This is a genomic window from Klebsiella sp. MBT K-1 (assembly GCF_002556465.1).
GTDB classification, from domain to species: Bacteria; Pseudomonadota; Gammaproteobacteria; order Enterobacterales; family Enterobacteriaceae; genus Klebsiella; species Klebsiella grimontii.
In genome coordinates, this window is record NZ_PDEL01000001.1 from 369,266 (window position 1) to 389,986 (window position 20,721).

At 45.7% G+C, this 20,721-nt stretch carries 15 protein-coding genes and 2 tRNA genes; 9 read left to right on the forward strand and 8 right to left on the reverse strand.

Annotated features, from left to right (window positions below):
• Positions 1–414: 414 nt before the first annotated feature.
• Genes CMQ96_RS01745 through CMQ96_RS01755 form a run of 3 tightly spaced genes read left to right on the forward strand, consistent with a single transcriptional unit; the run spans position 415 to position 3,247 of the window.
• Positions 415–804, forward strand: coding sequence for a GtrA family protein (locus CMQ96_RS01745; protein WP_049086147.1), 390 nt, complete (start codon positions 415–417; stop codon positions 802–804).
• Positions 801–1,793, forward strand: a complete 993-nt coding sequence (locus CMQ96_RS01750; RefSeq protein ID WP_004136576.1) for a glycosyltransferase family 2 protein — start codon at positions 801–803, stop codon at positions 1,791–1,793. Before CMQ96_RS01745 ends, CMQ96_RS01750 begins: the two co-directional genes overlap by 4 nt.
• Positions 1,790–3,247 (forward strand): glucosyltransferase domain-containing protein, encoded by a 1,458-nt coding sequence (locus tag CMQ96_RS01755; RefSeq protein ID WP_098065740.1) that lies wholly within the window; start codon positions 1,790–1,792, stop codon positions 3,245–3,247. The genes CMQ96_RS01750 and CMQ96_RS01755 overlap by 4 nt, the downstream gene beginning before the upstream one ends.
• Before the next feature lie 446 nt (positions 3,248–3,693).
• Here CMQ96_RS01755 and CMQ96_RS01760 read toward each other — a convergent pair.
• Positions 3,694–3,783 (reverse strand) — tRNA-Ser (locus CMQ96_RS01760).
• A 90-nt stretch (positions 3,784–3,873) separates the two neighbouring features.
• On the opposite strand from CMQ96_RS01760, the gene mtfA reads away from it, so the two are divergent.
• The 3 genes from mtfA to CMQ96_RS01775 all read left to right on the forward strand — a co-directional run bounded on the left by mtfA (position 3,874) and on the right by CMQ96_RS01775 (position 6,274).
• On the forward strand, positions 3,874–4,674 hold the full coding sequence (gene mtfA, locus CMQ96_RS01765) for a DgsA anti-repressor MtfA (RefSeq protein WP_155553273.1): 801 nt from the start codon (positions 3,874–3,876) through the stop codon (positions 4,672–4,674).
• Positions 4,675–4,774: 100 nt separating this feature from the next.
• Positions 4,775–4,850: transfer RNA gene (locus CMQ96_RS01770), tRNA-Asn, on the forward strand.
• A 161-nt stretch (positions 4,851–5,011) separates the two neighbouring features.
• Positions 5,012–6,274: an integrase arm-type DNA-binding domain-containing protein gene (locus CMQ96_RS01775; RefSeq protein WP_098065742.1), complete on the forward strand. Its 1,263-nt coding sequence runs from the start codon at positions 5,012–5,014 to the stop codon at positions 6,272–6,274.
• A gap of 608 nt (positions 6,275–6,882) precedes the next feature.
• Here CMQ96_RS01775 and CMQ96_RS01780 read toward each other — a convergent pair.
• Positions 6,883–7,785 (reverse strand): integrase domain-containing protein, encoded by a 903-nt coding sequence (locus CMQ96_RS01780; RefSeq protein WP_098065744.1) that lies wholly within the window; start codon positions 7,783–7,785, stop codon positions 6,883–6,885.
• 233 nt (positions 7,786–8,018) lie between these two features.
• On the opposite strand from CMQ96_RS01780, the gene CMQ96_RS01785 reads away from it, so the two are divergent.
• Complete coding sequence (locus CMQ96_RS01785; RefSeq protein WP_224253472.1) at positions 8,019–8,225, forward strand: hypothetical protein; 207 nt, start codon at positions 8,019–8,021, stop codon at positions 8,223–8,225.
• A 407-nt stretch (positions 8,226–8,632) separates the two neighbouring features.
• Here the strand turns inward: CMQ96_RS01785 and CMQ96_RS01790 are convergent, their stop codons facing one another.
• The 4 genes from CMQ96_RS01790 to CMQ96_RS01810 form a co-directional block, all read right to left on the reverse strand.
• The gene (locus CMQ96_RS01790) at positions 8,633–8,965 is read right to left on the reverse strand and encodes a type II toxin-antitoxin system PemK/MazF family toxin (RefSeq protein ID WP_098065746.1); all 333 of its coding nucleotides are present in this window, start codon (positions 8,963–8,965) and stop codon (positions 8,633–8,635) included.
• Positions 8,966–9,223 (reverse strand): antitoxin, encoded by a 258-nt coding sequence (locus CMQ96_RS01795; protein ID WP_098065748.1) that lies wholly within the window; start codon positions 9,221–9,223, stop codon positions 8,966–8,968. It abuts the gene before it with no gap.
• A gap of 347 nt (positions 9,224–9,570) precedes the next feature.
• The gene (locus CMQ96_RS01805; protein WP_098065750.1) at positions 9,571–9,777 is read right to left on the reverse strand and encodes a helix-turn-helix transcriptional regulator; all 207 of its coding nucleotides are present in this window, start codon (positions 9,775–9,777) and stop codon (positions 9,571–9,573) included.
• Entirely contained in the window at positions 9,774–10,235 is a 462-nt protein-coding gene (locus CMQ96_RS01810; RefSeq protein ID WP_098065752.1) for a hypothetical protein, read from the reverse strand. Before CMQ96_RS01810 ends, CMQ96_RS01805 begins: the two co-directional genes overlap by 4 nt.
• Before the next feature lie 185 nt (positions 10,236–10,420).
• Here CMQ96_RS01810 and CMQ96_RS01815 point away from each other — a divergent pair, with 185 nt between their 5' ends.
• Positions 10,421–12,559, forward strand: coding sequence for a hypothetical protein (locus CMQ96_RS01815; RefSeq protein WP_255256973.1), 2,139 nt, complete (start codon positions 10,421–10,423; stop codon positions 12,557–12,559).
• 97 nt (positions 12,560–12,656) lie between these two features.
• Here CMQ96_RS01815 and CMQ96_RS01820 read toward each other — a convergent pair whose 3' ends face one another.
• Entirely contained in the window at positions 12,657–18,833 is a 6,177-nt protein-coding gene (locus CMQ96_RS01820; RefSeq protein ID WP_141522371.1) for an ATP-binding protein, read from the reverse strand.
• A 247-nt stretch (positions 18,834–19,080) separates the two neighbouring features.
• On the opposite strand from CMQ96_RS01820, the gene CMQ96_RS01825 reads away from it, so the two are divergent.
• A complete protein-coding gene (locus tag CMQ96_RS01825) occupies positions 19,081–19,938 on the forward strand; it encodes a hypothetical protein (RefSeq protein WP_098065758.1) in 858 nt (285 codons plus the stop codon).
• Between the two features lie 336 nt (positions 19,939–20,274).
• Here the strand turns inward: CMQ96_RS01825 and CMQ96_RS01830 are convergent, their stop codons facing one another.
• Complete coding sequence (locus tag CMQ96_RS01830) at positions 20,275–20,706, reverse strand: zinc-binding dehydrogenase (RefSeq protein ID WP_141522372.1); 432 nt, start codon at positions 20,704–20,706, stop codon at positions 20,275–20,277.
• Positions 20,707–20,721 lie beyond the last annotated feature (15 nt).

Below are 20,721 nucleotides of genomic sequence, written 5' to 3' on the forward strand. Positions count from 1 at the left end.
GGGAGGTGGTGATTGATCCTGTAAGTCTTTAGCCTGAAGAATGCCCATGCCAGAAAATCATTTGATGCTAAATTCAGTCCTGAAAATTTCAGTTACAAGGAGGTGACTAAGCAGGAAGAGTAGCAAATTAACAAACACCGCAGGGCTGCCTGGTAATCGCCGCACCAGAACTCACGCCTCCGATAGCTCTCCGGCTTTTATATCCTCGCCATTCGGCATAATCATGTCCAAACAAACTCGGGTGGAGAAGCGTAAAACAATACCCACAGAGGAATATGTCTACTGTAATAAAAACCCTGGTTGACACAGACCACGAGTTGGCGTCAAATACTTATATTCCAGGAGCTCATTGCTTATCTCAATTGCGCATTTAGTCTCTTAACTGCCCCTTTAAAAATTGATGTAAATCAATAAATGATTAATCATACCTTGAAAAAAAACACATCCAGAGAAGCGGTCAGGTACATTATCGTTGGCCTGGCAAATACAGCAATTACGGCAATTGCTATATTTGGCCTGATGCAGGCCGGCGTGGGAGTCTACCCTTCAAACGCAACAGGATATGTCGTTGGCATTATTTTCAGTTTTGTTATGAATGCGAAGTTCACTTTCTCAAAGACATTGAGCCCTCTGAGGTTTATCAAATTCGTATCCACATGCGCTTTTTGTTATATTTTAAATTTAATAGCAATAAAAGTTTTTTTCATCGTCATACCTAATGCTATCTATACAGCACAAGTTGTAGGTATGATTATTTACACTACAGCTGGTTTTATTCTAAACAAATACTGGTCAATGAAATGAAAGAAATTAATATAAACAACGCGAGGAGTCAAATACCTTCGTTAGCAATCGTTGTTCCTTGTTATAATGAAAAAGACGCCTTCCCATACTGTCTGGAGGGGCTCACCACTATATTAAAAAACCTCCTGGCAAAAGAAAAAATCGCTCGAAATAGTTATATCCTCTTTGTCGATGATGGCAGTAAAGACAACACCTGGGAACAAATCAAATCCACATCACAGGAAAAGTCATTCATCCGCGGCCTGAAATTATCAAGGAACCGGGGCCATCAGATAGCCCTGCTGGCGGGGTTGGCAAACGCGGATACGGACGTTACCGTAAGTATCGATGCAGACTTACAGGATGATATAGGTTGCATTGAGAAAATGATAGACAAATATAATGAAGGGTTTGAGATTGTTTATGGCGTACGCGACAACAGGAGTAGTGACTCAGTATTCAAAAGGGCAACAGCCAATAAATTCTATTCTCTGATGTCAGGGCTCGGTGTCAATCAGGTTCCTAACCATGCGGACTTTAGGCTTCTTAGCCGTACCGCACTGACAGCATTAAAGGATTTTAAAGAACAAAATTTATATTTAAGAGGGCTAATTCCGCTGTTGGGTTATAAGTCTAGCAGTGTTTATTATAGCAGAGATGAAAGGGTTGCAGGCGAATCAAAATACCCCTTGAAAAAGATGGTAGCACTGGCGTTAGAAGGAATAACATCTCTGACAATTACCCCGTTACGTATGATCGCCGCCGCTGGGGTTATCACATGCCTTCTATCTTCACTAGCTGCAATCTATGCCTTCATTGAGAAGATTTTGGGAAATACCGTTGCGGGTTGGACATCTGTAATGATTGCGATTTTCTTCCTTGGCGGTGTCCAGATGCTTTCTTTGGGGATAATTGGCGAATACGTTGGGAAAATATATATGGAATCCAAAAATCGGCCAAAATATTTTATCGAAGAGGTAGCAAAGCACGAAATGAGAGGCGAGCAATGAACACTGAGGACGAACGGATGTCTCCTTGCACTAAAAAAGTTATTGCCATGCTTTACCTTGCAGCAATTTTCTTAGTTTATAGCCCAACTATTATATTTAGTTACGCATTTTCAGACGATTGGTCGACACTATCCGATGTTTTTTCAGGGAAAGGTTCTCCGTTTCAATGGGATATGCAATCCGGCAGACCCTTGTATGCCGTTGCCAGGCGACTTGGCTTTACGCTAGTTCACAATATCAATGACCTTGCCTATCTTAGATTTTTTACCATAATAACGGTATTTGCGCTTTGCTTTTTCCTCTTTTTATTTATAGAAAAAAGAAACATATTCGAGCGTAACATCACAACAATCACCCTCCCTTTATTAATAGGCCTGACGCCGGCAATACAGGTATATAGTGCATGGGCGACATGTTTCCCGTTTGTACTCTCTATACTCCTTGCCGGAACAAGTTACGCTACATTAAAACCCGTAAACAAGAACACAACAATTATAAGATTTGCAGCATCCATCATTATTCTATGGTTTGCATTTGCTATATATCAACCCACGGCGATGGCATTTTTATTTTTCGTCATGCTTGATAACTGCCTGAAAAAAGATAAGCCATTTTCCATGAATATTGTTTTAATCAGTGGCGCCGTTTTATTTATCGGCATGCTTGGCAGCCTGCTGTTTTCAAAATTTGTACCTGTATGGTTATATGGCAGTTCAATTGCACGTGCCGAGTTAACTAATAATCCACTTGAGAAATTACAATGGTTTATAAAAGAACCATTGATTAACGCCATCAACAACTTTAATATAACCCCAGGCTCTTTATTCACAACTCTCTCATTAATAATTTGCGCAATAGGCTTACTTTCAATAATAAAAGGTAAATCAGGGCCTATGAAAGTTCTCATGTTCATTATCATGGGGATTGGTGCCTACTCTCCAAACTTACTAGTCAAGGAAAACTGGGCTGCATATAGGTCGCTGATAGCACTGGAATTTTTCATATGCGCTCTTATAATTATTGGTGTAGATGCCTTGACAAGCAAACTCAATATAGCAAAAAAAGCGCTACCCATATTGACGGTATTCGCGATGATCGCTGCATCATACAATATCTTTAATGGTTTCATTATCCCACAAAAATCGGAGTTAAACGCATTAGCAAGCGCGCTTTCCTACAAGGTGGGAAAAACATTTACGGGGGATGTTCTTTTTGACATTCAAGACCCCGCCTATAATGCCTTTACTAAAACACAACGTTATGACGAGTTTGGCAATATTTCCCTTGCGGCCCCCTGGGCTATCAAGGGGATGGCGGAGCAAATCTTAATGAGCAAGTCAATGCATTTCAGGCTTCCAGAAAATGTTATTCTGACGGCAAAGGAGCAATGCACCACTGATTGCATCATTATAAAAACGGGCGATGCCATGAGGAGTTCAACCACTCACTATTGAAACTTTTCATCATTCCCGTATACAGGCACATGATCCCGCGCCAGATCCGCGCGGGATAGTTTTTATCAAGGCAGCTCCGGCCAGGGTCATAAGTTTCTCTATCGCCTCATAGCGCTCACTCGACAACAAACCATGCTTTTACTGCTTTCCTGAGTTCGCTCCTTTTCATCCATCATCCATTCTCTTTAAGATACTCTTACAGAATCCGTGTGTAGCAAGGGCAGTTAACTGCTTTGTTATCAGGGATGCGCAACGGGCTAAGTTATTGTTAAGAGTGTGAGCTTGTGAGCTAAAGAGGATAAAAGTGGATGCCCAACAAGAGGCAACATGGTAAAAAAGACAGCGTTAGAGGCGAGAAAACAGAGCGATAGAAAGAAATTTTAATGCAGGGATTCATGCAGGGCAAAATCAAAAGCGCTTTGCGACTGATTGATTTTGTTGAAAAGTGGCGGAGAGAGGGGGATTTGAACCCCCGGTAGAGTTGCCCCTACTCCGGTTTTCGAGACCGGTCCGTTCAGCCGCTCCGGCATCTCTCCGCTGTTGAGGTTGCTATAATGCCAGGTTCTTTGGCATTTTAATAGTTCCTGTCTCTTTAATTCAGTTCAAGTGACGACTTTGCGAGCAATATGATATTTAAATGGCCCTGGAAAGCAGATGAAGAGTCCGGCAACGCGGAAATCCCCTGGGAAAAGGCGCTTGCCATTCCCGTATTAGCCAACCTCTCCGAACATGAGCAGCAGCAGCTGGTGCAGATGGCTTCCCGCTTTTTGCAACAAAAGCGTCTGGTTGCCTTACAGGGGCTCGAGCTTACTCCCCTGCACAGCGCTCGTATCGCGCTACTGTTTTGCCTGCCGGTTCTCGAGCTGGGTATCGAATGGTTAGATGGTTTTCACGAAGTGCTTATCTACCCTGCCCCGTTCGTCGTCGATGACGAATGGGAAGATGATATCGGCCTGGTGCATAACCAGCGAATCGTACAATCAGGTCAAAGCTGGCAGCAGGGGCCGATTGTTCTCAACTGGCTGGATATTCAGGACTCCTTCGATGCGTCCGGTTTCAATCTGATAGTCCATGAAGTGGCGCATAAGCTGGATACCCGCAATGGCGATCGCGCAAGCGGCGTACCCTTCATCCCCCTGCGCGAGGTGGCGGGCTGGGAACACGATCTCCATGCCGCTATGAACAATATTCAGGATGAGATAGACCTGGTCGGTGAAAGCGCCGCGAGTATCGATGCGTATGCGGCCACCGACCCTGCCGAATGTTTCGCCGTGCTCTCTGAATACTTCTTCAGCGCGCCAGAGTTATTTGCTCCCCGCTTTCCCGCGCTTTGGCAGCGTTTCTGCCTTTTTTATCGTCAGGATCCACTGAAGAGATTACGTGAGAATAGCCCGCCAGATGATAGCGATAACCCGGTAGTACACTAAAACAACGACCTGCGCTAAATTTAGCCATTTGAATCAGCAAGTTAAATTTGGTGTTGACACAAAAATACGAGACCAGTAGTATTCGCCTCGTTCACACGATTCCTCTGTAGTTCAGTCGGTAGAACGGCGGACTGTTAATCCGTATGTCACTGGTTCGAGTCCAGTCAGAGGAGCCAAATTCTTGTTTCTATGCGTCTCAGCATGTCTCAATAGTATTTTGATTAAGAGAGTTAGCACAGAAATCCTTCCCGGCGCGTATCTATTTATCTCTCTGCATCGGGAAAAATTGGTGGTCTGATTTGGGGTCATTTCAGTTCGATAATGGAGTGACCACCACATGTCCCTGTCCGACGCGAAAATCCGCAGTATCAAGCCTTCTGATAAACCCTTTAAACTGACCGATTCTCATGGTCTGTATCTGCTTGTCAATCCCGGTGGCTCACGCCTCTGGTATCTCAAATATCGCTTCAATCGAAAAGAATCCCGCATCGCGTTAGGCGCTTATCCGCAAGTTTCGCTATCCGACGCTCGTCAACAACGCGATGGGATCCGTAAACTGCTGGCGCAGAATATCAATCCCGCGCAACAACGTATGACTGAAAAAGCCGCCGTTTCACCGGAAAAATGCTTTGAGGCCGTCGCGCTGGCATGGCACAAAACCAACAAGAAATGGTCGGCTGACTACGCTGAACGCATCCTTGCCAGTATGAAAAACCATATTTTTCCGGCAATTGGTCATCTGCCCGTCACGATGCTGAAAACGCAGCATTTCACTACTCTGCTGAAAGTTATCGAGGATAAAGGCTTTCTGGAAGTCGCGTCCCGAACCCGGCAGCAACTCTGTAACATCATGCGTTACGCCGTACAGCAGGGGCTGACTGAAAATAATCCGGCCCTGCATCTGGAAGGCGTTACTGCCCCTCCGGTTAAAAATCACTATCCCGCTCTGCCGCTGGAGCGGTTGCCCGAACTGCTGGAGCGTATCGGTGACTATCAGCAGGGGCGGCAGTTAACAAGACTGGCAGTAGCACTGACCCTGCATCTGTTTATCCGTTCCAGCGAACTGCGCTTTGCCCGCTGGAGCGAGATAGATTTCAGACACAAAATCTGGACCATTCCCGCCACCCGCGAGGCGATAGCCAAAGTTCGTTTTTCAGGTCGTGGCGCAAAAATGCGTACTCCACATATCGTCCCATTATCCCGGCAGGCTATCGCCATTCTGAAGCAGATAAAGGAAATCTCCGGCCATCTGGATTTAGTTTTCCCCGGTGATCACAATCCCTACAAACCGATGAGTGAAAATACCATCAACCGGGCGCTGCGCTTAATGGGTTATGACACAAAATCGGATGTCTGCGGGCATGGCTTCCGGGCAATGGCCTGTAGCGCGTTGGTGGAATCTGAACTCTGGTCACGGGATACGGTGGAGCGGCAAATGAGCCATCAGGAGCGCAACAGCGTGCGGGCGGCGTATATCCACCGTGCTGAACATCTCGACGCCCGCAAAGCCATGATGCAATGGTGGTCGGATTATCTCGACGTCAGCCACGAGGGATACATTGCACCCTATATTTATGCCCGACAGCATAAGGTGGCCTGAGCCATCAGTAAGGTAATGTGTTGATAATGGAAAAGCAGTTTCCGGTTGTCCGGGAGCTGCTTTTTTACATTGAAAGGTTCTGGCTTCATTTTTTATATTATTAATCGGGAAGTGCCCGAAATTATTCGACGCGAATAATTTTGCCAGATAACCTATCAATTACATATAAATCAATAGGTAAATATAGAAAGATATATGAGGTGAATAATTTCGGGCGAAGCTGCGAAACAATCTGCACCAGAAACCGATTTAACCGAAACACCATAACTGCACCAGTTCATTCTCACCGTTTATCTGCACCAGCCTGTCGTCGTCGGTATACAACAGGACTGCACCAGGTATTGCCGTATATATATATCGATCTGCGCCAGCTTTAGCCTTTTAAGCCCTTTGGCCTTTTCCGGTCTGGCGCTGTTACCCTTAATCACCCTTTACCTTTATCCGGCATTTTCCCTTTTGCTGGCGCAATCATCAGCAAAAATACCGTAATGCTGCGCCAGAAGCCTGTTAATAGGCTATACCGTTCGTAAACACCATTATTAAGAGGAAACCGTACAAAAAATTTTGCCCCCAAAATTTTTTGTACGAAAACCGATTAATGACCAGCCTTACGAAAGACAACGGCTATCAGTCAGAATCCCCCGCCCGTAAACCTGCGCCACATACCGTCCGCGTCCGTCGCCGTGCCCTAAATCCATCGCCGTCATTGCCAGCGCTTCCTTCTCACAAAATCCCTGCGCCAGATAATAACCAATCGCATCCTGCGCCCAGGCATAGCGCAACGAGTGCGGAGAATATGCGCCAGTTAAGCCGAGACGTGACGCCTGACTGTGCAAGTATTTCATGGCGGTTTTCAGATCTGGCCTGTCAATCAGCCTGCCGTGGCGATCTTCTGCCACAGCCAGCGCATTATTCAGCGCTTTTTTAACTGCACCAGCATCAAGAATAATCGTCTCACGGGGCCGCCCGCCTTTGGTGCCAAACACCACGGTTAACCGGGGATCGCCACGCTCCAGCGCCTGCTGCCACGTTTTTAGCGACTGTACACTCTGCACCGCCTCCTGTGAACGCAGCCCCATCAGTCTTGAGAGTTCCAGCGCTGCCGCCAGCCCCGGATCTTTTACGCGGGCGGTTTCCAGCACATGCCGGTAATGATCCGGCGTGATCGCCCGCCTCGTACCGTTACGGGATGCGCCGGACAATCCCAGCGAATGGTTATTCAGCCGCTCACTCTGCGCCAGCCTGTCACGCCCGGCCTGTTTCAGAATGCAGCGCACTGCCGCCATCTCGTTTTGCAGGGAACGCTTTGTGATGCCCTTCGCGATTCGTTCGCGGATATAACCCTCGATATGCCGCGCCTTAAGCTGCTCCACCCGGCGGATCTGTACATTCTGCGCCAGCACCAGACGTTCACAAAACCGCTGCGCCAGCCTGATGCGGTCGTGAACGGTCTTATGGCTGCCGCCCGCCTGCTGCGCAAGTCGCTTCATTTCCTGCTCCAGTATTGCCATACATTCCCCCTTTCATGATTGCCACAAACTCATCCCAAAAAACCAACACTGATACAGCTTTCCCCAGCGCACAGGCCAATAGCCCCTGAGTTTTGTCGGGGCTGCGAACGATACCTGAGCGCCGGGGCGGCTGCCGTTGAGGTGTGGTGAGGCTTCGGTTGTGCTCTCTGAGCAGCCGCCCGCCTTAGCGGGTTATCCCCCGGATCGTCCTGATCCGCCTCCGGTATCGGTTCATGTTCTCCTTATTGGTTAATTGGCCTGAAAAGGTTGTGTCAGAATCCAGCAATGAGCTGGCGCAGTTGAGTTTTCTGGTGCAGGGCGAAAAGGCTGTGTGCGTCACTTTCCCGCTTTGCGCGGTTAAAGTGACGCACTGGTCTGGTGCAGTGTTTAAACGTTGTGTTTCTGGTGCAGTTTTACGGCCACGCGGCAGCAAAGCCTGACGGCAATGCAGGCCGCAGCCCGTAAAGGTAAAAGGCGCTGGTTATCAGCAGATACAGGTTACCTGGGAGAATTCCGGCGCGGTGCAGATTCAGACCAGCAGGCTGGCGCAGTAAAAGGACATATCGAGTGAACTCAGGCCTCCATCGCGATGTTCTGCGACCCGGTGTTTGCAGAGGTCGGCACCGGTAAACGGATCAACCGTCCTGATAACAGGCGCTTCTTTCAGGTTGTGAAGCGTGGCGCTGTCAACGACAGCATAGGGCAACGGGGAGACTATGCCAGTACCACTGGTGCGGAAAGGAGAAACTGTTTTTAGCTGTAAAAGGATTTTTAATCACTTTGTGTCGATATAAAAAATGAGGGCACTGTGTGTGACAGCGCCCTCGTTCAGGTTACATAAAAAGCATCAGCTCAGAATAGCCTCCAGTCGGGCCAGCACTTCATTCACAACAGCGTCGGGTATGCGTTCCAGTCGCTTACCGCTCCGGGCTCCCATATCAATGGTTCTGGGCTGGTCGCAGCGAATAACGCCCGTTGTTTTTGTTCCCGCGCCGTCCAGTGAGACGGTAAAACCGGCTTCGCGAGCAAAGTTTCCGCCGCTGGTGACAGGGACAACGACAGGCAACCGGGTAAACGTGTTAAACGATGCCTTCGATACGATGAGTACCGGACGTTTTCCACTTTGCTCGTGACCGGCAATCGGATCCAGTGAAACGAGCCAAATTTCCCCTCTGTCCATTTACAGGATCTCCTTGCCCACCGCAGGCGCATCAATCCATTCCCGATCCTCTTCACTCATTTCGGCGTGCGGATCGCACTGCGCCAGCAGTTCTTCAAGCGAATAGCGGGGACGTTTTTGAGGTTCAATAACCAGGCAACCATTATCAATGGTCATGCCCACTTCGCTGTCCGTCGACAGCCCCAGCGTTTTCAGCACGGCGGGAGGGACCGCCAGCATGACGGATCCGCCAACCTTTTTCAGGCGTGTGGTATACATAGAGCACCTCCGAATATTATATTTTAATATAACATTAACGGCAGGCGGTGCACAATTATTCATCAGGTTCATTGTGATTTCCTTAGCGTAATAAAGCGTGAAGAAAGCCTTAATCCATCGGAAGACAGATCCGGCAGTTTTCAAAGGCGGCATTGCCGGTAAAACGGCAACCGTCCTGATACATCAGGCGCTTCTTTCAGGTCATGAAGCATTTCGTGCAGGCGGGAGCTTAGTTCGTGGTAAGAAGGCCGATAATAGAAAACTGTTTTTGCGGTTCAAAGGATTATGACGGATCAGATAAACGAAATGCGGCGCAGCTTCCGTATCCGGGCTGCGCCGGAGGGAGATCAGCGATAGCGTGAAGGCCAGATGTTCTCAGGCGCAACATCTAACGCTTCGGCAATCAATCTTTCGCCTTTGGGCCAGCGGCGGGTAAGCGCATTAGCCAACGTAGAGGATGCCAGCCCCGCCTGACGGGAAAGCGCTGACAGCGAAGTGCCAGGTTTTTTCAGCCCGGCGATAATGTCGGCAGAATGCCAGTCCTGTTGCATCATGCGGCCACCTCGTCGATAAACTTCACACCATCGGCAGTGCGGAGCCAGCGAGGCGCTTTCATTTCCGCAGCGAAATAGTTGATCAGTTCATACAGCAGGCAGCTAAAGTGTTTCTCCATTTCAGAGTAAAAGCCTTGCCCTGCCAGCATCTGCGTCAGGGAGAGACAGTAGCGGCAAAGCTCTGTACATTCAGGCGCAAAACGGGGGGAATTTGCAGGGAGGGTGTCAACGGTCAGGCTTTCAACAAGATGGGGAGGAACGGGGTCTAACAATGTGGGCTGCAACAGCGTCAGACAGGCGTTGAGTCTGCCACAGAGCGCCATTTTTAGCGTGGGATCGTTGCTTTCAATCAGGGTTTCGGCGAAGTTTTCGCAGTGATCGGCCAGTACGGTGAAATCCGTGGCGGCATTAAAGGGAACAGCAAGTAATGGATGTGTTTGGATTGGGGTAGTAGCCATAGCGGCAGCCTCCTGTAACGGGTTTAAAACCCACCACCAGAGGTTCCAATCTCATGGTGGTGGACTGAACGGGGTTGGAACTACCGGCGTTACAGGCAACCGGCGCACCTTACGGTGCCCCCGCCCAGCCCACCATTGAGGTATAGCCGAGCGCACGACATAAAAAAAGACGCGGGGCGCGTCGTATGTCGCCTGTAACATTTCTCGGGGTTCCAATCCCGGCACCTGAATTTGCAGGTACGGGTAAAAGATACCGCTTTCGGTCAAAAACAGCAATAGGAAGTGGTGGAATACAGATCGCAGATTGTTATAAATATAAGCATTGGTCGCTAAAGTATCATCTTCATCAATTTTTCGGAGGGAATCCGTTGAATACTACAGAACAACAGATTGTAAAGCTGGGGCCACCAGTTGGAAAAGCAGATGCTTATTTACCACTGGAGCTTATGGAACAGAAAACGTTTGAGCTATTTTGTTGTGAGCTCATCAAAAAACGGCTGAAAATCGAAGACGGCGAGATAGTTGATGCCATGACGATTGGCATTTCCGGCCAATCACAATTTGGGGCGGATATTTTTACGCATCGTCAGCACGGCAATCAGGACGTTTATTCGTTATACGAAGTGAAACGTTGTAAAAAATTTACAAAAAGTCATTATATTTCCACTGTCGAGCGCTTTAATAAACATCGGGAAAAATGGCAGGTGAATATCAATGAGTTTTACATTTTCCTCAGTGAGAAAGCGTCAGCGGAGCTAATTGCGGAATATAAAAAACAAGAGGGTCTTTTTAAGGAGCTGAATATAGTACATCGACTGCTTGATACGGAATTGATCCACGACTGGCTGAAAAATCTTTATTGTCCAAATCTGTTGTATCGTTTTTGTCACGAGAGCTGGGTATCTCTGTTTTATGGCGAGCGAGCGCTGTTAAATATCAAAAACTATGGCTTGTGGGACTATAACGAATCTTCTGCCTGGCGAAATTACACACATCCATATGAACACATTAATGGTGATACCTATACTCTTCAGAACGATCATGTGCTGATTAAGGCGTTTTTACCTAATCTGAAAGGAAATCCACTATCCTGTTTCATTGATTTTCGTAATGGCCGCTATAGCCATGTTTTGCTGACGATGAGTCAGAATGACCTGCTAAATTCAGCCTTCGAAGGAGCCGGTAGCCCACCGGAGGCGAGAGTCAGACCGTGGGTTTTAAAAGAACCTCATGGTGAAAATTATTATTGTGATATTGGTAACTGCCGCCTTGCACTTACCCTAAATGAAACCCGCTCCCTCTGTGATGCTTTTGATAAGTTCTGGAGGTGCTATAAACAGCGCATGGAAGAGATTGACCAGATTTGTCGCACCGTTGATTTCTCGAACAGTACACCACTCGGTGATAATATTCATCTTATTACCATTCCTTACTGGCTATGGGGTCGCATCAGCACCTTTTGTCAACACCATGACTATCTGGATACCGAAGGCGAGTGGTCGATATTTAATCCTGCCCGTGAGCGCATTATGGTCTTTACCCGTCATAAAGATGAAGTAATGAACGAAGGGCATCACGTCACACTATTAGCCAGCCGCGACCCTAATTTTCATCGCCTTACTAATCATCGTGTGGCGCTAATCTGGCAACCTCCCAGTCGCTACGATATCGATAATATGGAAGAGGACGCCATCGGGCCTCGTAATTACTGGGATGCGTTGACAACATATCGCTGGCTGATGGAGAAATTAATCCCTGCGGCAGATAGCTGGTACTGTGCTAATTACTTTCCTGAACGCCGGGGCTGGCAACGACTGCCATTTCGCGCACCCCGCCATATCGCCTACACATCCGATGATATTTATTCCAACTACCAACCGGAAAGTAATGTCTCTGTTGAAGAGATAGACAGCAAACAGAGTTTGCTGGCGTTGCTGACTGAATTACAAGATTTTTATCATCTCTACACTCGCCGGGTGTACTTTAAGGCAAGTGAGTTTGAGCAACTTTGCGATGCCTTTCTCTTTTTGTTGAACAAGACTACTGTCAATTACTGGGGTTATATCCGCAGTAGCGTCGGTGCTTCGCAGGAGGAGCGAGAGTCTGTGGTAACGGCATTGCAAAAGTACCGGAGGGAAAGTTCGGTTTATGAAAAAAATTCGTCACTGTATGACTATCTGTTTCGCGGCATGATGGCGCTATTTGGTGACGGTGACTGCCATATTAACGAAGTGGAAGCGATAAAGGTTGCTACGTTGTTGCGCCCCTTTGTGGATAAGATGTCGGAGGGGCGTTTTTTGCGGCGCTGTCAGAGGACATTATGAATGCCCTCTGACAAATAACACGTTTAATTATATTAAAAAATGCTATTGGGCAGCTGAAGCATATGTCTTCCTCTGCCCATTAACTTCCTAATCGTTTTTATTCTCCGCGCTTCGACGAAATGGTTTCGCAGTGAACAGAATTAAGCTCTTTAAGCGGTCCGCCATATGCCGTATGCAATACCTTTTCCAGTTTTGGATGCATAATTAAATCAGCGCCGATAATTACGTGGGCATCTATGTCACCAGTACCTTTTCCTTTAACTCGCCATGTTCGTAATACAACGGACGGTTGGTCATTCTCATCGTACCAGCATAGCGGCCCCGCGTAATGAGATGATTTCAATTGCGCATCATATTTCAGAGCTGCAGGAGGAAGAAGGACAAAGACATCATCCAACCAGTCTTTGACTTTATCCAGCTTAACTAATCGTGGCTTTGCTCGAGCCTGCATTGCCTCCATCCAATCAATGTCTTCCCACCAAACTAAGGCATCATCACTGCCCAAAGGCGATACTTGCGGAGGAACCATTCCATCAAGATTTGTCCTGACAATCGCAGCGCACTGCACCGTTTTCCTGTCCATGGGGCCATAATCTTTACCATCTGCCCGGAAATAATATTGTTCAAACAGTCCTAATCTTATCCATCCCCCCCATGTTGGGTCTTCATTAGAGACCCGTGTAAATTCTGCCAGTTTATATTGTTTACTTTCATATAACGGCCAGTTTGGTCTGGGGATCCGACTGGCGTCCAGAGCCAGATGAAGAGGCATAAGAGGCAGAATTTGTCCCAGGATGCTACGTTCTATATCTGCTTCCCACAATCCCTTACGCCAGAATTGTGCCGGAAGTTCGGTCAAAACGTCATCAAAAATGGCAAGAAATAATTCAGAATGCCATAGCAAAGTTCGAGCCGAAGGTTTTACGTAATTTCCTCGGTCATATTTGAGTTCGTATCGTTTTTTCATAAAATGCTGGAAAACACTTTCAGCGTCACCAGTAATATATGATTCCATTCTGGTAGCTACAAGCAAAGGTAGCTCAGGCCACACTTCTTGAAAAAGATTCAATAAACAGCTTTCATCAGCAAAGAAAACTACTTCCATGGCTTTATTTGAAGGCGTGTTTGTTGCCAATGACATCGCTGATTTCGCGTTAAATGATGTTTCCTTGATACGCGATAAAAGAAGCTTGGCCAACAGTGACAAACTTAATGAAGAACTTTGAGCATAATCCCTTAATGGCTCTTTGAGCCTTTGAACCAAAGCAGTTACATCTGCCGGCGTTTCGTTAAGAATCTGTAGTATGGATTGTAGTGAGGAAACACTACTGGTATGCATCAGATAGTATTTTAGAGGGTTATAAAAGAGTTCTGTTCTCTCTTTTACCAGTCGAGCAACACCTGACAGGGCTGCTATTCGTCTGGAGATGACCGCATTACCTGTATTCGTGAGTAAAAGCACACAAAGTGATTCATCCAAAGACCATTCAGGGGTAGCCTGAAGTTCAAGTTTTTCAAACACATGAATTTGACCGGGGAGCGGTAATCGGCTTTCAATAATGGTAAAGGCCTCTTCCCAGGCATTCACTGCCAATTCATGATCGCCCCAGTCAGCTATCCTTTCAATCAGGTGACGGGATAACCCATAATAGCCGTCCATATTTAGCCGTCGGAGCGTCTCCTGTGCCAGCGTTTGCAGTGCCAGCTTTTTATCCATCTCCAGAGCCCGACGGAGAGGTGCGGATTGTGTGTCATCACCAAAATTGAGCCATCCCCGTCCTCCTCTTGCAGAAGTGAAAGCAAGCGTATAGGCAACAACAGCCAATTTTTCATGTCCAGAATTATCTAGACACTCCGCCAGACACAATACCGGCGTAATACTTTCCAGCGACCAATAAGAACGTTCGTGAACAAAAAAATAGAGTAGACGCAGAGCCTGATCTTCTTCTCCTCTTTGTACCATTTCCGTCATTATATAACTTAATGGTAGTGAAACAGACTCTTGATATTCAGCACGAGAAAGAGTTGATTTTGAAAGCTTTCGCAATATCGTTAGCAGTTCGACAAATTTTGGTGCTGGCGGAAATACTGGAATGCGTAAAGCTATAGAGGTAATCGGAGATGTATCTCCGATATATTCTCTTCGATGAGTTTCTCTATTTTTATTCGTTTCATGTAGTTTGTAAGCTGGCATATGCAGACTATGTTCTTCGGCAAATTGCCGCAAAGGCCCAACCGCGCTTAATTGGTAGTTAGAAGAATCATTAAATACTTCTGCACAAAGTACCGTGAATCGTTCCTGAGCATAAGCCGGATATTCTGTAAGTAAGCGTTGGACAGAGGACAGCCTCTCTTTTACTACTGCTTCTCCGGCATTCTCATAGTCAATATCAACCAATAATGTTGACCATAGTGCATTCAATAAAATTGAATCCCCCCGGTCAGCCAGTTGACGTAATGTCTCCTTCTGTGCCTCTATACTTGTCCAAGAAAAAATACCTCGTTCATACATTAGAGTACGATTAAGTAATTCGATTGCCTGAACTTCGTCAACTTGCAACAGTGAACTAAACCATGCATTGGGGGCATGTTTTGTCGTTCTATGATCGGTATGACAAAGTACTGCACTTAGTAGTGGGTGGAGACTAATCAGTGCACGTATCGCTGATTCTCTTGAATGAAGTCTTAACGCAGGAATGCATTCGATGATATCAAACAATGTAATATCTTTTCGAAAACCATAACCTAATAAAAACACAATGGCCTGTTGCCAGTGCCTGATTGCCTCCAAGGGGGATGTTTTCGCATAAAGTTGAGCCAACTTCATTCGTTCTAGTGCATGTACACTGTAATAAGTGCCATTTGCTTCCATAGATTCAAGCTCATCTTCTAGCTTTTTAATGATTAAATCTGCAATCTCGGGCTTTACAGTGTGTGCAAGAAAAAATGAATACAATACATCTCCTGAAAGCGGACTATTTTCATCTCGATCCAGATATGTTGTCGTATCATTACGAACCATAGAAATAATACTTAGAGCTTTTTCCCACTCCTCACGAGTTTTGAGGAGCTTAAGTGCACGAACGAGACTCGCTTTGATAATGGGATGTATCGAATAGAGATCGCAGGCTCTGGGGCTACCAACGAATGGTCTTGTGTCCTTAGTTAATTCTTCAAAAGCGGCTAGAATATCGTATGATTCATCGTTCACCGCAGCCGCTTCAGCCAATGCAACAGCAAGAACAAACCTCAACCAACAGCGATACCAGCCGTCTCCCTCCAGACTAAGTCGTTGAAGCTGGAAAAACCTCTCACAATCCACATCGCGAGCTTTCAGCCGTACTGATGCCACCCATTCATGCACAAACTCGGCTTCTGGTGAATAACGCTCATTTACTGGAGTTGTTTCAACTTTCAGCTCGTTACGTACTATATCAAGTGCGCGTTCACCTGAAGCTCCAGCATCAACACACCACATAGCTTCTATTGGCGTAACAGCCTGGCATAAGGCCATTTCGGCATAATGCCGACTGTCATCTACTGCTTTTATATTCCGGTAGAAATCAGAAAGACCAAGAAATAAGAGGCAGACAGATCTGTCTGGTAATCTGTAACGTCCGGTATAAGTAGGATCCCCTCTATAGCAAATTCTTTCGACTAAGGCTGGGGACATAAACTGAGCAAGTTGTTGAGCTAAATTACGCAAGAACCAAGGCGAAAAAAGCAACCCTGAACGACATAGATTCCAATAAATATGTCGGATAACTTGTCTATACCGCCCTAACCGTAACGCACCGTAAATAGTTGCGAGGGCTTCCTCTTCATTATTACAACGAACGTCACCATGAGACTCAGTATCCGAATAATCGAGTCTATCTTCTATTTCTGTTGTAATAGATAAGTATTCTTGCCAAGGCGCGGCAACCCCATTGGAATCAACTAACTGACAGGCCAGTAAACCTTCTTTTTGAGTTAGTGTTGGACGACCATCGAACAACAACCTCTCGGCTAATGCATCAGCCCCATAAATAGAATAGTAAGCCCGCCAATACTCTTGCCAATCATTGTTCCCTTCCTCAAAGCAAGAATTAAGTGCTCTGGATAATTCAGCATAGCGGACCAATGCAGGCCAGTTAAGAGTACGAGCAGCGACATCCGTCGCAAGCATAATATTTTTCTGAATAGCCTCGAAAGGATGGCCATGAGCGACACTGTCGCGTACAAATGATGCTGAAACGTATGTCAGAATTTCGTTATCTCTTCCAGCTCGCCTCATAATTGGTAGTAAAAAGCGATAACTTTTAGCATCAACAAAAAAACCTCGTGTTTCCAACCATACCGCAACGGGATATAAAATATCAGCAACTTGTCTTCCTTGACGAACCAGCTCATCAATCATGAAACGTCGAAAACTTTCATGAAATATCCTCATGCCGCCCTGAGTAGTTGCCTGGGTTAGGACAGGACGTAGGATCTGTAGTGCTGCGGAAACATATCCTCTAAGTAATGGACCGACAATTTCACATAATTCACTTTCAGTTACTGAGAAATCCATCACCCCCATAAGATCAGCAATAGCCTGAGCTTGTTTTCCTGCCGACGAATACAGGTACCCATAGTAATGTTTAATATCGCCATTTAGATCGGGCACCCCTATGAGCCATTCAAACGGTTCAGTAATTGCACCAGATAAAAGACCATTCATCAGACCAAAACAAAGGTAGCGAGTATATAGAGGATTACCTTCCGAACGCTGGAACAACATTTGTATTACGTCATTTTCTTTTTCTTGTAGGTTAATCTCTGCTAGTGCAGTACCTAACCCAAGTTTTATAGCTAGTTCCCTGACCTCTTCGAATGACCAAGATTCAACAACGTATTCGTTTAAATTAGAGTTGTATACTTCCCGTAATGGCTCAAGATGTTTGCCTGGTTGCGAGCCGATAATTAGCGTTACTCGTTCTGGTAGTTCAAGCGTTGCCAATTGTTCAACAATATCTGTTTCATTATCACTGAGGTCTAATGATGCATCACGAACACGTGCAATATGATCCAGCCCATCAACAATGATCACAGTATGTCTTTCAGAGGCAGAAATTTCACCTAAGATCTGTTCGAGCTCATGAATACCTGAAGAAAAAACCTGTTGTATAGGGATTGCATTTTTTTGACAGGATTCATGCAATTCAGCCAGCAAATTAGCGAAGAAAACGTTTGTTGTAATTCTTCGTTCAACCAGTTCATCCCCTGGTTCCAAAAAACAATAATGGCGAGCTACAATAAAATCCTGTTGTACCAGTTCTTCTGACAACTGCGTCAAAGACCATGATTTACCGGCTCCTGGACCAGCAAGAACAAGATGAACCCCTTGTTGTTGTGCTGCCTCAAAGAGTTGTTTCTGTAATGACTTCCGCTCGAATAAAACAGCTCTGTCTAAAGGGAATGCTTGAGCAATACGACCAAAGTCGGTACGGAGTGATAAACGTTGCGCTATAAGGGATGGCGATAATGATTCTCCTCTTGTCCTTGCAACATTAGCGATATGAACTGCCAATGCTGCCACATCTTCCACGCGGCGTTCATCATTTGGATAGCGACCAATACCAACATGCTCCACAAGCATTTTTAATAGTAAATTTTCGAGAGGACCGGGATGTTCAAGATCAAGGGAAGCAGCAGGAAATGCAATTTCAATAATAAACCGCTCGCAAAAAGCAATTACATCATCGCGACTAGGTACAGCTTCCCCTCCAGGAATACTCACCAATGGTTTAAATACTGGGGAAGAATTTTTCGGCCAGACCCTATCAGGGTCCAAATAGTATAGCTCCGTGGAGTATCCATCGAAAGTACCAGCGCTATCAGCTGGTATAAGTAATTCAACAACAGGGTCGTCAGAATTAGGATACTGCCATGTTGCACAGAGGCGATATTCTTCTGTAGCAGTATCATCTTCTGAGGAGAGAAACGTGTTGACTAGTCGATCAAACCGTAAAGATGAATTCTTTTTATCAAAATCATCGAAAGTTAATGGCCTGGTTATATTTTCACTTGATTTTAGCTGCCTACGTAATTTATGCCCGTTTACAATGACCTCGATATCATCAAAACGGTCGTCTTCAACGGTTTTGCGATCAACAGTTATCTTCTTATCCCTGCGCACAAGGCAGCAGATGAATAGATATGCCGTGACCAAATCTTGGTAGACGTAACCTCTGTGGGCTGCACTCAGGGGGCTGTTACTAAATCGCTTTTCTGGTCTTCGGTCACTCATAACACCAACAACCTCCCAACAAAATGATTACATATGCCAAGTTATTGAACTTTTATGTTCTTAATATTCAAATACATTCCTCGGATACTTGCAAGACAAAAGCAAGAGAATCAAACAGATACCTCATAGAATTAATTAAATCAACAAATTCATTAAGTTACAGTCAATTTTTGTATAAAATGATAGAGTTGGCCGCATCGAATTACGATACTTTCTCACAGCTATAAACATAAAACGGGGATTAAAAATGGATATATTAGGAAATTTCCTTTTACAAATGATTACATCCACCGCTTTCAGCTTGGTATTTCTGGCTGGTGTTGGATGGTTTTTTAGAACCTGGATTGGAAACCGAATTCATTTAAGTATTAAAAATCAATATGATAATAAATTAGAGAGGCTTAAGGCTGAACTTAAAACCGAAAGCGATGCTCATCTAACAGATATGAAGGCAGAATTAGATCGACAATCGAATATATTAAAAATTGCTGCTGCATCTTTCTCTGAGGTACAAAAAGCAACAATTTCAAGAAAAATTGATGCAGTCGATATTCTTTGGAAAGGGATAATCAACTTTCGCAAAAAATTTCCTAGTGCAGCCTCTTTTACGGACGTTTTCACTGATGAAGAAATGAAAAATTTTTATACTGATGCACGATTACATAAATATTCACATGAATTGGAGCAATTTGAACTGACCCATTTAATCAATGCTAGTTCTGAAGACGTTAAGTTAGTAAGGCCACATATTGGTGAGTTTGTGTGGGCGCTTTACTCTACTTACTGCACTATTCTGATGCGTTCTATTTATTTATTGAAGGCAGGGAAAAATGATCCATCCAAAGTGGCATGGCATTGCGATTCTAATATTGAAAATTTAATTTTAGTTGCATTTGGTGAAGAGTGTTCTTCTGAGTTTAAAGAACTCCGTTGGGGGAGATATCAATGGCTTCATAACCAGTTTGATTCGTCATTATTTAAAGCGATTGACACTCTTCTAACTGGTAAAAGTTTTAGTGACACAGCTTTACATGAAGCACAATTAATGGAGCGTCAAATTAGTGCCAGTAGATCAAATGAGCTCAAGATTTCACATCCTCTTTAATAGGTGCGCTAATTAGCACCATTCTAAATATACATCTAAATGGTGGTCATTCTGGTGGTCTTGACAACCCCAATTTTTAGGTTTAGTTTACCAAACAGCCAGTTAATGGCAAAGGCGATCCCAGTCAGAGGAGCCAAATTTGAAAAGCCTGCTTTTGAAGCAGGCTTTTTTTATTTTCATTTCCTCCTCCACAGCGGAAGAATTTTGGGATCAATTGGGTTCGATGACGGAGTACCCCAAATGTCCCTTAACGCCTCAAAAACAGAAATTGAGTACCATTACAAAACTCTTCTAAGACAGTCTTACCGCCACTCGCTCATACTGGTCAAACGCGCCTCATGGTTTCATAACGATGCGGCCAAGCGATTTCGCTGTCTCAGCGAATTTATGGGCCGCGGCAGCGTTAGCCTGGGGGAAGATGCGGTCAATGACACCCCTGATGCGCCCTGCAGCTACAGCCTGCAACATGTCGTCCACACGTGTCCGAACTCCGTGCCTTTCAAAAAGGGGTCCTATGAATACCCCCATGAGTGTCTGGTTAGACTGCATTGGCGACCACAGATCGACAGTCAGACTGCCCGCGGCCGCGTAGCCGACGACCCATGAAGACAAGGAGGCGGCGTCGAACGGCGGTTGATCAGATCCCCCTTCAATTGAGATAGCCTCGACAGAAATCAGAACGTCGTCAGGTTCCGCGACCGGATCGGGAATATCGACATATTTCAGGACGCCGGGAGCGCCTTGCACGTCATAACCCGCTGCTTTCACAAGTATTCCTCCATC